The sequence below is a fragment of the Pseudomonas sp. LBUM1640 genome (assembly GCF_059716225.1).
The window spans coordinates 4,642,416-4,655,565 of the sequence record NZ_CP166816.1 but is presented as its reverse complement, the minus strand read 5'-3'; the positions used below and the strand labels follow the sequence as shown (position 1 = coordinate 4,655,565).

Below are 13,150 nucleotides of genomic sequence, written 5' to 3'. Positions count from 1 at the left end.
TCACAGCTTACCGATAGCCCGGCGCTCTGCTAAAATGCGCCGCCTTATCCGTACGTAGGCTGCACTGTGCCATTTACCTGGGTTGATTGGGCGATCGTTGCAATCGTCGCCATCTCCGCTTTGATCAGTCTAAGCCGCGGCTTCGTAAAAGAAGCACTGTCGTTGCTGACCTGGATCATCGCAGGAGTCGTAGCCTGGATGTTCGGTGGTTCACTGTCGGTTTACCTGGCCGGTTACATCGAAACACCTTCGGCTCGCGTCATCGCGGGCTGCGCCATCATGTTCATCGCCACGCTGCTGGTGGGAGCAATGGTCAACTATCTTATTGGCGAGTTGATACGTGTCACCGGCCTTTCCGGGACCGATCGATTTCTCGGCATGGCCTTTGGCGCCGCGCGTGGCGCGTTGCTGGTGGTTGTGGCGGTCGGGCTGTTGAGCCTGGGGCCAGTACAGCAGGATTCGTGGTGGCAGGAGTCGGTACTCGTGCCAAAATTTCTATTGGTTGCAGATTGGTCCAAAAACCTCATTTTGGGGTGGAGCAGTCAGTGGCTGGCCAGCGGAATCAGCATACCCGCTGATCTTCCGTTCAAGGAACGCCTCTTGCCGGCCAAAACGCCTCAGTAAGCTGTGTTCAGTCAAGATTCATTAAGTAGGGGTTGCGTCGCATGTGTGGCATCGTCGGTATCGTCGGTAAGTCGAACGTGAATCAGGCGCTGTATGACGCGCTAACCGTCCTCCAGCACCGCGGCCAGGACGCTGCCGGTATTGTGACCAGCCACGACGGCCGGTTATTCCTGCGCAAGGACAATGGCCTGGTGCGTGACGTGTTCCATCAGCGTCACATGCAGCGCCTCGTCGGGCACATGGGCATTGGCCATGTGCGTTACCCGACTGCCGGTAGCTCGACCTCGGCCGAAGCTCAGCCGTTCTACGTCAACTCGCCTTACGGCATCACCCTGGCGCATAACGGTAACCTGACCAACGTTGAACAGCTGGCCAAGGAGATTTACGAATCTGACCTGCGCCACGTCAACACCAACTCCGACTCGGAAGTGCTGCTCAACGTGTTCGCTCACGAGCTGGCCCAGCGCGGCAAGCTGCAACCGACCGAAGAAGATGTGTTCGCTGCCGTGACTGACGTGCACAACCGTTGCGTCGGTGGCTACGCGGTGGTTGCGATGATCACCGGTTATGGCATCGTCGGTTTCCGTGACCCGCACGGTATCCGCCCAATCGTGTTCGGCCAGCGTCACACCGACGAAGGCGTCGAGTACATGATCGCCTCCGAAAGCGTGTCCCTGGACGTGCTGGGCTTTACCCTGATCCGCGACCTCGCGCCGGGCGAAGCGGTGTACATCACCGAAGACGGCAAGCTGCATACCCGCCAGTGCGCTGTGGCGCCGAAACTCACCCCGTGCATCTTCGAACACGTCTACCTGGCGCGTCCGGATTCGATCATCGACGGCGTTTCGGTGTACAAGGCGCGTCTGCGCATGGGCGAGAAGCTGGCCGAGAAGATCCTGCGCGAGCGTCCTGAGCATGATATCGACGTGGTGATCCCGATCCCGGACACCAGCCGTACCGCTGCGCTGGAACTGGCCAACCACTTGGGCGTCAAGTTCCGCGAAGGCTTCGTCAAGAACCGTTACATCGGCCGTACCTTCATCATGCCGGGCCAAGCGGCGCGCAAGAAGTCGGTACGCCAGAAGCTCAACGCCATTGAGCTTGAGTTCCGCGGCAAGAACGTGATGCTGGTGGACGACTCCATCGTACGTGGCACCACGTGCAAGCAGATCATCCAGATGGCCCGCGAAGCCGGTGCGAAGAACGTGTACTTCTGTTCCGCAGCGCCTGCCGTGCGTTACCCGAACGTGTACGGTATCGACATGCCGAGCGCGCACGAGCTGATCGCTCACAACCGTTCGACCCAGGACGTGGCCGACCTGATCGGCGCCGATTGGCTGATCTATCAGGACCTGCCGGACCTGATCGAGGCCGTGGGTGGTGGCAAGATCAAGATCGAGCAGTTCGACTGCGCGGTGTTCGACGGCAAGTACGTGACCGGTGATGTCGATGAGGCTTACCTGAACAAGATCGAGCAGGCGCGTAACGACTCGTCGAAGATCAAGACCCAGGCGGTCAGTGCGATCATTGATCTGTACAACAACTGAGTAAACACCGGCCCTGAGGGGCCGGTTTTGTATCTAAATAAAGAATTGAGTAAGGAGTCGCAGCATGAGTCAGGAATGGGATGCCGGTCGCTTGGACAGCGACCTCGATGGCGTAGCTTTCGATACCCTGGCTGTGCGCGCCGGCCAGCACCGCACCCCGGAAGGTGAGCACGGTGACCCGATGTTTTTCACCTCCAGCTATGTGTTCCGCACCGCCGCCGACGCCGCCGCGCGCTTTGCCGGTGAAGTGCCGGGCAACGTGTACTCGCGCTACACCAACCCGACCGTGCGAGCGTTCGAAGAGCGTATCGCGGCCCTGGAAGGCGCTGAGCAGGCGGTGGCCACGGCAACGGGCATGGCTGCCATCCTCGCGGTGGTGATGAGCTTGTGCAGTGCTGGCGACCATGTACTGGTGTCGCGCAGCGTGTTCGGTTCGACCATCAGTCTGTTCGAGAAGTATTTCAAGCGTTTCGGTATTGAAGTGGACTACGTGCCTCTGGCGGACCTTTCCGGCTGGGACGCTGCAATCAAGGCCAACACCAGGCTGCTGTTCGTCGAATCGCCGTCCAACCCGCTGGCTGAGCTGGTCGATATCGCCGCGCTGTCCGAAGTGGCGCATGCCAAGGGCGCGATGCTGGTGGTCGACAACTGCTTCTGCACGCCTGCGTTGCAGCAGCCGTTGAAGCTGGGTGCGGACATTGTGGTGCATTCGGCCACCAAGTTCATCGATGGCCAAGGCCGTTGCATGGGCGGTGTGGTTGCCGGGCGTAGCGAGCAAATGAAAGAAGTGGTGGGTTTCCTGCGCACTGCTGGCCCGACCCTGAGCCCGTTCAACGCGTGGATCTTCCTCAAGGGTCTGGAAACCCTCAGCCTGCGTATGAAGGCTCACTGCGCCAACGCCCAGGCCCTGGCCGAGTGGCTGGAGCAGCAGGACGGTATCGAGAAGGTTCACTACGCCGGCCTCAAGAGCCACCCGCAACACGCGTTGGCCCAGCGCCAGCAGCGTGGTTTCGGCGCCGTGGTCAGCTTTGAAGTGAAGGGCGGCAAAGACGGCGCCTGGCGCTTTATCGATGCGACGCGCCTGATTTCCATCACCGCCAACCTGGGTGACAGCAAGACCACCATCACGCACCCGAGCACCACGTCCCACGGCCGCCTGGCGCCGCAAGAGCGTGAAGCTGCCGGTATTCGTGACAGCCTGATCCGCATCGCGGTGGGCTTGGAAGATGTGGCTGACTTGCAGGCTGACCTGGCCCGCGGGCTGGCTGCCTTGTGATCGAGTGGTCCATGGAGGCTGCGGCGGTCGGTAACGGCCGCGTCGCGCTGGTGACGGGGGCAGCGCGGGGCATTGGCCTCGGCATCGCTGCGTGGTTGATCAGCGAAGGCTGGCAGGTGGTGTTGACTGATCTGGACCGCGAGCGCGGTTCCAAGGTGTCCAAGGTGCTGGGTGACAACGCCTGGTTTATCACTATGGACGTGGCCGATGAGAAGCAAGTGGCCCAGGGTGTTGCCGAAGTGCTGGGGCAATTCGGGCGCCTGGACGCGTTGGTGTGCAACGCGGCGGTGGCCGACCCACGCAATATCACCCTGGAAAGCCTCGACCTGGCGTACTGGAACCGCGTACTGGCGGTGAACCTCAGTGGGCCGATGCTGTTGGCCAAGCACTGTGCGCCGTACCTGCGTGCCCACGGCGGTGCCATCGTCAACCTCGCGTCGACCCGGGCGCGTCAGTCGGAGCCCGACACCGAGGCCTATGCGGCGAGCAAGGGCGGCCTGCTGGCCCTCACGCATGCCTTGGCCATGAGTCTGGGGCCTGAGGTGCGCGTGAATGCTGTCAGCCCTGGCTGGATCGATGCGCGGGATCCTGCAGCGCGGCGTGCCGAACCGTTGACCGATGCCGACCATGCCCAGCATCCGGCGGGCAGGGTGGGCACGGTTGAGGACGTGGCGGCGATGGTGGCGTGGTTGCTGTCGCGTCAGGCGGGGTTTGTCACCGGGCAAGAGTTCGTGGTGGACGGCGGCATGAGCAAGAAGATGATTTACAGCGAGTAGGGCGGATAGCCGTCTTGAAGCAATTTTGTCTTTTTCAGAAAAACTTCAAGCAGGCTATTGACTTAGGTCTGCTACCTGCGTAAATTTCGCGGCCTCAACGAAGCAAAGGGTGATTAGCTCAGCTGGGAGAGCATCTGCCTTACAAGCAGAGGGTCGGCGGTTCGATCCCGTCATCACCCACCACTTCTTGAGAGTTTTGCCTTAGGGCAAGACGCAACGTTAAAGGTTGCACCGACGCGCAGCGGTAGTTCAGTCGGTTAGAATACCGGCCTGTCACGCCGGGGGTCGCGGGTTCGAGTCCCGTCCGCTGCGCCATATTTTCCAGGTCCGACATGTCGGGCTTGAGGTTGAACAGCCAAGGCTGATCGATCAGATGTTTAAAGACGGTTGAGGGTTTACGCTCAGCTGGTCAAGCGATACGCAGCGGTAGTTCAGTCGGTTAGAATACCGGCCTGTCACGCCGGGGGTCGCGGGTTCGAGTCCCGTCCGCTGCGCCATATCTGCCTCAAGGCCCACTGAACGCCTTGAAGCACAAAGAAAGCCACTGGCTAGCTTTGATCCGATAGCAAAGACCCTGGTCGAAAGACCGGGGTTTTTTGTTTCTGCGATTTGGCTTTCTGTGGGAGCGGGCTTGCTCGCGAATGCGGCGCGTCAGTCACTGGATATGTATCTGATAAACCGCATTCGCGAGCAGGCCCGCTCCCACAATTAGATGGGGTCAGAACCCCAACTTATCGCGCAACCCGTAATACCAGGCGCCCAGCGCCGCGAACGGCGTGCGTAACAGTTGCCCGCCCGGGAACGGATAGTGCGGCAGGTCGGCAAACGCATCAAAACGCTCTGCCTGGCCTCTCAGCGCCTCCGCCAGCACCTTGCCTGCCAAGTGCGTGTACGTCACGCCATGGCCGCTGCAGCCTTGCGAATAATAGATGTTGTCGCCCAGGCGACCTACCTGCGGCAAGCGCGACAGCGTCAGCAGGAAATTGCCGGTCCACGCGTAATCGATTTTCACATCCTTGAGCTGCGGGAAGGCCTTGAGCATCTTCGGGCGGATGATGGCCTCGATATTGGCCGGGTCGCGCGCGCCGTATACCACGCCGCCGCCGAAGATCAGGCGCTTGTCACTGGTGAGGCGGTAGTAGTCGAGCAGGTAGTTGCAGTCCTCGACGCAGTAATCCTGCGGCAGCAGCGTCTTGGCCAGCTCGTCGCCCAACGGTGCAGTGGTAATGACCTGTGTGCCGCAGGGCATCGATTTGGCTGCCAGCTCCGGCACCAGGTTGCCCAGGTAGGCATTGCCCGCGACGATGATGAACTTGGCCCTCACCTTGCCTTCGGCGGTGTGCGCCACCGGGTTGGCCCCGCGCTCAATGCGCACTGCGGCCGATTGCTCGTAGATTGTGCCGCCCAGGGACTCCACGGCAGCCGCTTCGCCCAGCGCCAGGTTGAGCGGATGAATGTGTCCGCCACTCATGTCCAGCAGGCCGCCGACATAGTTGTCACAGGCCACCACTTCGCGGATACGGCGCTCGTCCAGCAACTCCAGCTGCGTATGGCCGTAGCGCTCCCACAGTCGTTGCTGCGACTCCAGATGACCCATGTGCTTGCTGTTGAGTGCAGCGAACACGCCGCCGTCCTTCAAGTCGCACTGGATTTGGTACTTTGCCACGCGTTCACGAATGATCCTGCCGCCTTCAAACGCCATCTGCCCGAGCAGTTGCGCCTGCTTGAGGCCGACGCTGCGTTCGATCACGTCGATGTCGCGGCTATAGCTGTTGACGATCTGCCCACCATTACGGCCCGAGGCGCCAAACCCCACCTTGGCGGCTTCCAGCACGGTGACGCGAAAACCGTTCTCAAGCAGAAACAGCGCGCTGGAAAGGCCGGTGTAGCCGGCGCCAATCACGCACACATCGGTTTCGACTTCACCTTGCAGTACCGGGCGAGGCGGAACCGCATTGGCGGACGCGGCGTAATACGACTGGGGGTAGGGGGTGTTCGCCATCCTGGAACCTCTGTTTTATATTTTTTACGAGTGCCCAGATCCTACCTGAGTTGAAAATTGCCTGCCAGCCACCCGAAAAGCTCGGGTGTACCCGTCGCAAATAAATAATTCGCATATTCATAGGGTTAGCTGCAAAAAAGATGTTGACACCCCTTCGGAATTCCGTAGAATGCCGCCTCACAGCAGGCACGTAGCTCAGTTGGTTAGAGCACCACCTTGACATGGTGGGGGTCGTTGGTTCGAGTCCAATCGCGCCTACCAAACAAAATCCGCTCTGCTGGGCGGTCTAGAAGGGCTCACCGAAAGGTGGGCCCTTTTTTGTTGTCTTGGATTTCATGCAGAACGTTCACAAAATATCGGGTTCGTTCACACTGGGCAATGTGAACGCCTATTGTGGGAGGGAGGTTATTGGGTTTGGTGGTCTAGGTTAATCAAATACGCTCGTCCAGCAGGGGTGAGCCGTGCTTGGTGCACACCATATCTGTTAGCCCATTCTATAAAGCCCCTATGAAGGAGCGCGTCTGTGGCCGCTTCTGTCTTGAGGTGGGAGAGCTGAAGGTGATCCTTTATCTGTTTGAAATTCGGGAACGTTTGGCGCTCAATAAATTCGGCTATGGCTTTCAAGACGGTCTGTTGATCATCTGTTATCGGTGCCGCTATGGGGTTCTCCAATTCTGCAATTTTGGCTTCTAGTCTATCTAGGTCGACATATGCTTTCTGGGTGACTTGGTAATAGTAGAAAGCTACGAAAAAGGCGCTTGCCGCCACAAGTATCAGTAGGCCGATAATCCATAACGGAAAATACATGTCACGTAAAAGCCACTCGTAGGCTGCAATAATCATCTTCCAGAAGCTAGTAAAGAGGGATAGATCGAAGAAGTGATCAAGTGCTTTTTCTAGACCCCAGCTTGCAACGACACCTATCACGAATAATGCCAAGGTTCCGAGCGTAAAAGCTCTCGATCCGACTCTGATCATCATGAGTTTTACTCCTGCTCCTATTTAGTAATGTCTGTAGGGTGGTGGCAGTGCCTATGGTGAGTGTGCGATCAAGCCCAGCCATGAGTGCCTATGAGCGTAGTCCAATGAGGTAGGTGGTCAGTGGATGACGTGTGCGTTCAACTCTTGCCCTAGCTCCAGAATTCGGCGGTACACGGTGTATGCTTCTTCGAGCAAATCATGCCCCCAGCACCGTTGGAACTCCGTTTCGCCTTCCTTCTGATTGAACGTATACGAGAACTTCTCTACTCGCAGGCCGCTCACGTTTTCTTCAAACGATATGCTCGTTTTACTTTGCAACAGGCGACGATGCTTAGAGATGTTGCTGAACGCTGCAAGGTAGCGAAACCACTGAGATGAGTTTAGCTCCAGCATGCCTTGTTTCACTGCTGATTCAGGAAGGGCGTTGGCAATCTTGCCGAAGTTGCAATCTTTCTCAGGTATGGGCACCGGCATCAGAAGCGTATTTGCAAGTTGAGCGAAAATGTCAGCGTAGTTGCGCACCGTGTGAATGGTGGCAATGATGTTGGCCTCATGAGCGAGAGCTGCCCAGCTGAAATCGGGCTCAAAGCTCATCATGGCAACGAACATTTTGTCGTGATTGTCACCCGGCTGCTTAAACTCTGCGAATGCGTCCCTTGCCAGTTGAGCATGATACTTAATAATGAATGCAGAGCGGCTAAGGGACTTCGGCAATTCTGCGGTTTGTTTGTCATTCGGCCGAGTAGCTTCGATCCATTCCTGAAGTTGCTTCAGCTTCCATGTGGTTGTCATACGCCTGCTCCATTCTGTGAAGGCCAAGCGTACCACTGGTAATAATCTTCACTATCAATTCTGCACGAAAACCCATTCCCCGCGCCGCGAGAAGTGAGCAACTTCGGCGTTGCTGTGCGCCTGGGGCTTAGCGAAGCACGCGCCTGCAAATCAGCCTTCAATGGACGAGGTCCATGGTGGAACTCCGGAGCGTCACATATGAATCAGGCGCTACCGAAGAAGCTGTGGGATCGACTTGGGCTGGTCTCGATACTGGATACGATAAACCGGCTTAATCGCACAACCTGAACCGCCGTATACGGAACCGTACGTACGGTGGTGTGAGAGGACGGCGGATGTAAATCCGCCTCCTACTCGATTCTGCGATTTGCAATACTTTTGCAAAACGACCCCTTCAGAACGCCAATTCGGCGCCCACCTCCAGGTACTCGATCTTCTTTTCGTCGTGCCCCTCCTGATAGTGCTTTGTCATCCTCTCGCCCGCTTGCGCGCCGCGGGCAAGTAGTGGGTTAGGTACAGACACCCACTTAGTGCTCGCGACTAGGGCAGCCTCAAGTACTTCAAAATACTGCCGATATGTCATATTGCCATCGTTTGTGAATAGGCAATACGGGACAGGGAGCAACAGGATGTCAGATTTAACTTGGTATTACGCACTGAGCGGAGCGAGGCATGGTCCGTTTACCCTTGAGCAGATGCAGGGGTTTTTAAGTGCAAACACAATTAACGCGCATACGCAGGTTTGGCCTGGCGAAGGTGACTGGGTCAGTTTGAAGAATACTGATCTTGGGAAAAGCATTCAGCCCCCATCCGGTCCTCCTCCTTTGGCTGCTTCAGAAGTTGATAACCGCTTCGTATGGGCGTTGGCTGCGGTTCAACTGATTGGCGGCATAATCGAATACTCATCTGGAATCAGTATCTGGTGGGCGATCATAGGCTTGAATATTGGTCTGTGCTTCGCTGATGAGAGGCGTTTGAAGGCAGCGGGCCATCTAGCTCCGAAAAGCTTCTGGGCACTTATTGTTCCGGTTTACCTCTGGAAGCGAGCGGATCTTCTAAGCCAAAAGAAACACTACTTTTATGGCTGGATCGCTGCATTTGGCTTGTCCATTTTGCTGGCTGCATTTGGCGGCGATTCCGCGATTGAGAAGGCTGCTTGCCCGATTGTTTCCGACATTATTCAAAAGCAGTTTTATCAAAAGACATCATGTATCGCTGTGACGATTGACGACGAGCTTAAGAGCGGGTTTTATCGTGCTAGCGCTCTGCTCGATAACGGCAATGAAATTGACATTACTATCGAGAAAAAAGGTAAAGATATCCTTGTCAGGGTTCCCCGACAGTGATCGTCCAACCATGATCAGCAAAGCCTGACTCTAGAGTTGGGCTTTTTGCATTTTTCAGTTCATCAAGCCTCGGCATTTGTCGGGGCTTTTTGTTTTCAGTTCCCCCATCAACTGCTGCTCAAACTTCACCGGCCCTATGCGCCCGGTAGCGGATCGGCTCACATTTAAGCGGGGGAGTTGTTCAACAGAACAGCGTAGCCACCGATAACAGGCAGATGATCTGAACCACCATCTGGCACCGTATTTCACCAGTGGTCGTCGCCATATTCATTTGTCCGGCGTACATAGTGGCTACCCTCTCTGTCGGTAATCGTGCCGTAAGCGATGTGCGCAAATGCGCAACGGCTACATTGAGTATAGATGCGGAACAGGATTCTTCATGATCGCGCCGATTGGCTGCGATTGAGCACGTTCTCTCCAGCCCCCGTCGGCAACCGATACACATCAATCAGCCCCAGCACGCAGAGCAGCGCCACGCCTACGAACCCTGGCCGAAATCCCCGGCGCCAGCGCCCTTGCACAGCCATGGACGCCCGCAGCAGCGCCGCAATCGACCCGCTCACCCACTACGGCCAATCGCGCGGCGCAAATAGGCGCAGCCGGGCAGGACGTGGCGGCGTCGATGGTTCTCGCGCAGATCTGCCCGGCTTATGAAGCGCTGCTCAAGCCACAGTGACTTGGGCATACTGGCGAGCGATTGAATTCAACCCTGGGAGAGTGCGATGGAATTGGCGATGGAAGTGTCGTTCGACGTAACGGCGCAGGACCGTGAGGCCATCCTCAAACCGCTGAGGGCCTATAACCTCAGCCATACCGGCGAATTGCCGTTCGAAACCGTCGGGATTTTACTGCGCGACCCTGCTACTCAAGAGGTGGTGGGCGGCCTCTACGGGAAAATTTCCTATGGCTGGCTGTTTGTAGAGCTGCTGAGCATCCCCGAGCAGATGCGTACCCAAGGTACCGGCACGCGTTTGATGCGCGCCGTTGAGGACTTGGCCCGCGAGCGGGAATGTAGTGGGATTTGGCTGGACACGTTCAGCTTCCAGGCACCGGGGTTTTATCAAAAGCTGGGCTTCAGTGAGTTTGGTCACATGGCTGATTACCCGCCGGGCCATCAGCGGCACTTTTTCCAGAAACGCCTGAGATAAAACCTCGCACGGCGCCGGATCACCTGGCGCCAATCACCCACAAGAATTATTGGTTTGCAGCAACAATTTTTCTTGTTGGACACCCCCCGCCCCCAAGCAGCAAAGTTGCCGGCACTGACGCTCGACCTTCCAGGTCAACAATAAAAACCGCGCCGGGCTGCACGCTCCCTTCATGCTGTGAACCCTTTGTTCACATCCTGCTGTAATGGCGCCGCAGCGCGCATTCAAGGACCCTATCGTCATGCAAACTGTTGTGAACCTATGGCCGTTGATCGGCGTACTTGTCATCGTGGTTGGCTTCGTCTTGCGCTTCAATCCGCTGTTGGTGGTCACCGCCGCCGCCATCGCTACCGGGCTCGCCGCCCACTTTCCATTGGAAAAAATACTGGCCAGCATGGGTGATGGTTTCCTTCAAACCCGTGCCCTGCAACTGATCCTGTTATTGCCCCTGGCGGTCATTGGCCTGCTGGAGCGCCATGGCCTGCGCTTGCATGCGCAGAACTGGATCGCGCGCTTCGAGCGCGCTACGGTCGGGCGCCTGTTGATCATTTACCTGTTTGTGCGCGAGTCCACGGCAGCCATGGGGCTGACCAGCCTGGGCGGGCACCCGCAAATGGTCCGGCCGCTGCTGGCGCCCATGGCCGAAGGGGCGGCGGAAAAACGCTACGGCAAGCTGCCGGAAAAGTTGCGCCACAAAGTGTTGGCCATGTGTGCGGCGACCGATAACGTCGGGCTGTTTTTCGGTGAAGACATTTTTGTCGCCTTTGGTGCGATTGCGCTGATGCACACCTTCCTGTTGGGCTCGGGCATTGACGTGGAACCGTTGCACATTGCGGTGTGGGGCATCCCGACGGCGATCTGTGCGTTTATCATCCATGCGATTCGCCTGCATCGATTTGATCAAAGACTCACCCGTGAGATGACGCCCGCCGCTGCGCCTGTGGAGGCTGTGCAATGATCATCTCCATTCAATACCTGTACCTGTTGGCCGGTGTGTTGCTGGTGATTACCGCGGGCATGATTCTGTTTGATCGGACTCACCCCAAGCGCTGGTCTACCGCGTTGTTCTGGCTGCTGTTCGCTATTCCTTTCCTGGTAGGGGAGCGCCTGCCGTCGGTGGTCATCGGCGCTGGCGTGGTGGTGATGGCACTGATTGCAGGCTTGGGCGGCGTCGGTCGTGGCAAGCACGCCGAGCTGCATGACAAGGCGTCCCGCGCGAGTGCCGGTCGCCTGGGGCACAAGCTGTTTATCCCGGCGCTGGCCATTCCGCTGACCACGGTGATTGGTTCGGTGCTGCTCAAACACACTGAAATTGGCGGCGTGCCGCTGCTGGACCCGAAAAACACCACCTTCGTATCCTTGGGCATCGGCTGCCTGATCGCCCTCGGCCTGGCGTGCTGGCTGACCCGCGACACGCCTTTGCAAGCCTTGCGCGAGTCCCGGCGCCTGACTGAGGCGCTTGGCTGGGCCATGGTGCTGCCGCAAATGCTGGCGATGCTCGGGCTGCTGTTCAATGAAGCCGGGGTTGGCACGGCTGTAGCGCATGTCACCACCACCTACATCAACCTGGATTTCAAGCTAGTGGCGGTGATGGTCTATGTGCTGGGCATGGCCCTGTTCACGGTGATCATGGGTAACGGTTTTGCGGCGTTTCCGGTCATGACCGGGGGTGTCGGCGTACCGGTATTGGTGGGTATTTACGGCGGCAACCCGGCGGTGATGGCGGCGATCGGCATGTTCTCTGGCTATTGCGGTACGCTGATGACCCCGATGGCCGCCAACTTCAATATCGTCCCGGCGGCGTTGCTGGAGTTGCCGGACAAAAATGCGGTAATCAAAGCTCAAATGCCGACGGCGTTGATGATGCTGGTGGTCAATATTGTCCTGCTCTACCTGTTGATGTGAGGCCCGGATGCAAATTGTGCTGCTGACGGGCTTCGAGCCCTTTGACCAAGACCTGATCAACCCCTCCTGGGAGGCCGCGCGCCAGTTGGATGGCGTGCAAGTGGGCGAAGGTGTGCAAATTGTGGCGCGTCGACTGCCCTGTGCATTTGCCACAGCAGGGGAGTGCCTGGCCGAGTTGATCGCTGAGCTGCATCCAGTGATGGTAATTGCCACGGGGCTCGGGCCTGGGCGTAGTGATATTTCGATTGAGCGGGTGGCGATCAATGTGAACGATGCCCGCATCCCCGATAACCTGGGCGAACAACCTATCGACACGCCAGTGGTGGTCGGCGGACCGGCTGCCTATTTCAGTACGCTGCCGATCAAGGCCATGGTCAAGGCGGTGCGCGAGGCTGGGGTTGCAGCGTCGGTTTCGCAGACGGCGGGGACGTTCGTGTGCAATCAGGTGTTTTACCTGTTGCAACATGCGCTCGCCGGTACGTCGATACGCAGTGGTTTTATCCATGTACCACCCATGCCGGAACAGGTCACTGTCGCGGCGCAGCCTTCGATGGCACTGGTGACGTTGGTTAAAGGTTTACGGATTGCAGTAAAGACGGCCTGGGACACGCAGGTGGATATCGCGCAAGCCGGTGGGCAGGTCAGTTGACCTGCCGAACGTGCTTGAGCTGGCCAACAGGCGGGTCAGGCCATAAGTAATGGCGCAGGCCAGTCCCGTCATTGCCTCCGCCTGCTCTACCTTGAGCCGCGGTT

The 13,150-nt window shown here is 57.9% G+C and carries 12 protein-coding genes, 4 tRNA genes and 1 pseudogene; 14 read left to right on the top strand and 3 right to left on the bottom strand.

The window, feature by feature from the left end:
• The first annotated feature begins 66 nt into the window (after nt 1–66).
• The 7 genes from ACA065_RS20465 to ACA065_RS20435 all read left to right on the top strand — a co-directional run bounded on the left by ACA065_RS20465 (nt 67) and on the right by ACA065_RS20435 (nt 4,720).
• Nucleotides 67–624 carry a CvpA family protein gene (locus tag ACA065_RS20465; protein WP_497691256.1) on the top strand — a complete coding sequence of 186 codons (558 nt, stop codon included), beginning with the start codon at nt 67–69 and terminating at the stop codon, nt 622–624.
• Nucleotides 625–665: 41 nt separating this feature from the next.
• The gene (gene purF / locus ACA065_RS20460; RefSeq protein ID WP_064453243.1) at nt 666–2,171 is read left to right on the top strand and encodes an amidophosphoribosyltransferase; all 1,506 of its coding nucleotides are present in this window, start codon (nt 666–668) and stop codon (nt 2,169–2,171) included.
• A gap of 64 nt (nt 2,172–2,235) precedes the next feature.
• Nucleotides 2,236–3,447, top strand: coding sequence for an O-succinylhomoserine sulfhydrylase (locus ACA065_RS20455; RefSeq protein ID WP_058419756.1), 1,212 nt, complete (start codon nt 2,236–2,238; stop codon nt 3,445–3,447).
• A gap of 11 nt (nt 3,448–3,458) precedes the next feature.
• The gene (locus ACA065_RS20450) at nt 3,459–4,223 is read left to right on the top strand and encodes an SDR family oxidoreductase (RefSeq protein WP_078827012.1); all 765 of its coding nucleotides are present in this window, start codon (nt 3,459–3,461) and stop codon (nt 4,221–4,223) included.
• A 107-nt stretch (nt 4,224–4,330) separates the two neighbouring features.
• Nucleotides 4,331–4,406, top strand: a tRNA-Val gene (locus ACA065_RS20445).
• 55 nt (nt 4,407–4,461) lie between these two features.
• A tRNA-Asp gene (locus tag ACA065_RS20440) sits at nt 4,462–4,538 on the top strand.
• A gap of 105 nt (nt 4,539–4,643) precedes the next feature.
• Nucleotides 4,644–4,720 (top strand) — tRNA-Asp (locus tag ACA065_RS20435).
• 221 nt (nt 4,721–4,941) lie between these two features.
• Here ACA065_RS20435 and ACA065_RS20430 read toward each other — a convergent pair.
• The gene (locus tag ACA065_RS20430; RefSeq protein ID WP_497691255.1) at nt 4,942–6,225 is read right to left on the bottom strand and encodes an NAD(P)/FAD-dependent oxidoreductase; all 1,284 of its coding nucleotides are present in this window, start codon (nt 6,223–6,225) and stop codon (nt 4,942–4,944) included.
• Between the two features lie 184 nt (nt 6,226–6,409).
• Here ACA065_RS20430 and ACA065_RS20425 point away from each other — a divergent pair.
• Nucleotides 6,410–6,486, top strand: a tRNA-Val gene (locus ACA065_RS20425).
• 144 nt (nt 6,487–6,630) lie between these two features.
• Here ACA065_RS20425 and ACA065_RS20420 read toward each other — a convergent pair.
• Together ACA065_RS20420 and ACA065_RS20415 are read right to left on the bottom strand one after the other, a co-directional pair.
• Entirely contained in the window at nt 6,631–7,206 is a 576-nt protein-coding gene (locus tag ACA065_RS20420; protein ID WP_497691254.1) for a hypothetical protein, read from the bottom strand.
• A gap of 117 nt (nt 7,207–7,323) precedes the next feature.
• Nucleotides 7,324–7,998, bottom strand: a complete 675-nt coding sequence (locus ACA065_RS20415; protein ID WP_497691253.1) for a hypothetical protein — start codon at nt 7,996–7,998, stop codon at nt 7,324–7,326.
• A 114-nt stretch (nt 7,999–8,112) separates the two neighbouring features.
• Between ACA065_RS20415 and ACA065_RS20410 the strand changes: the two are divergent.
• From ACA065_RS20410 to pcp, 6 genes and pseudogenes are all read left to right on the top strand, one after another.
• Nucleotides 8,113–8,286: pseudogene (locus ACA065_RS20410) on the top strand (group II intron reverse transcriptase/maturase); the annotation flags it as partial.
• 341 nt (nt 8,287–8,627) lie between these two features.
• The gene (locus ACA065_RS20405; RefSeq protein WP_497691252.1) at nt 8,628–9,344 is read left to right on the top strand and encodes a DUF4339 domain-containing protein; all 717 of its coding nucleotides are present in this window, start codon (nt 8,628–8,630) and stop codon (nt 9,342–9,344) included.
• Between the two features lie 722 nt (nt 9,345–10,066).
• A complete protein-coding gene (locus tag ACA065_RS20400; protein WP_497691251.1) occupies nt 10,067–10,492 on the top strand; it encodes a GNAT family N-acetyltransferase in 426 nt (141 codons plus the stop codon).
• A gap of 241 nt (nt 10,493–10,733) precedes the next feature.
• Nucleotides 10,734–11,450, top strand: coding sequence for a DUF969 domain-containing protein (locus ACA065_RS20395; RefSeq protein WP_497691250.1), 717 nt, complete (start codon nt 10,734–10,736; stop codon nt 11,448–11,450).
• Entirely contained in the window at nt 11,447–12,397 is a 951-nt protein-coding gene (locus ACA065_RS20390; RefSeq protein WP_497691249.1) for a DUF979 domain-containing protein, read from the top strand. The genes ACA065_RS20395 and ACA065_RS20390 overlap by 4 nt, the downstream gene beginning before the upstream one ends.
• Nucleotides 12,398–12,404: 7 nt before the next feature.
• On the top strand, nt 12,405–13,046 hold the full coding sequence (pcp, locus tag ACA065_RS20385) for a pyroglutamyl-peptidase I (RefSeq protein ID WP_497691248.1): 642 nt from the start codon (nt 12,405–12,407) through the stop codon (nt 13,044–13,046).
• Nucleotides 13,047–13,150: the final 104 nt, after the last annotated feature.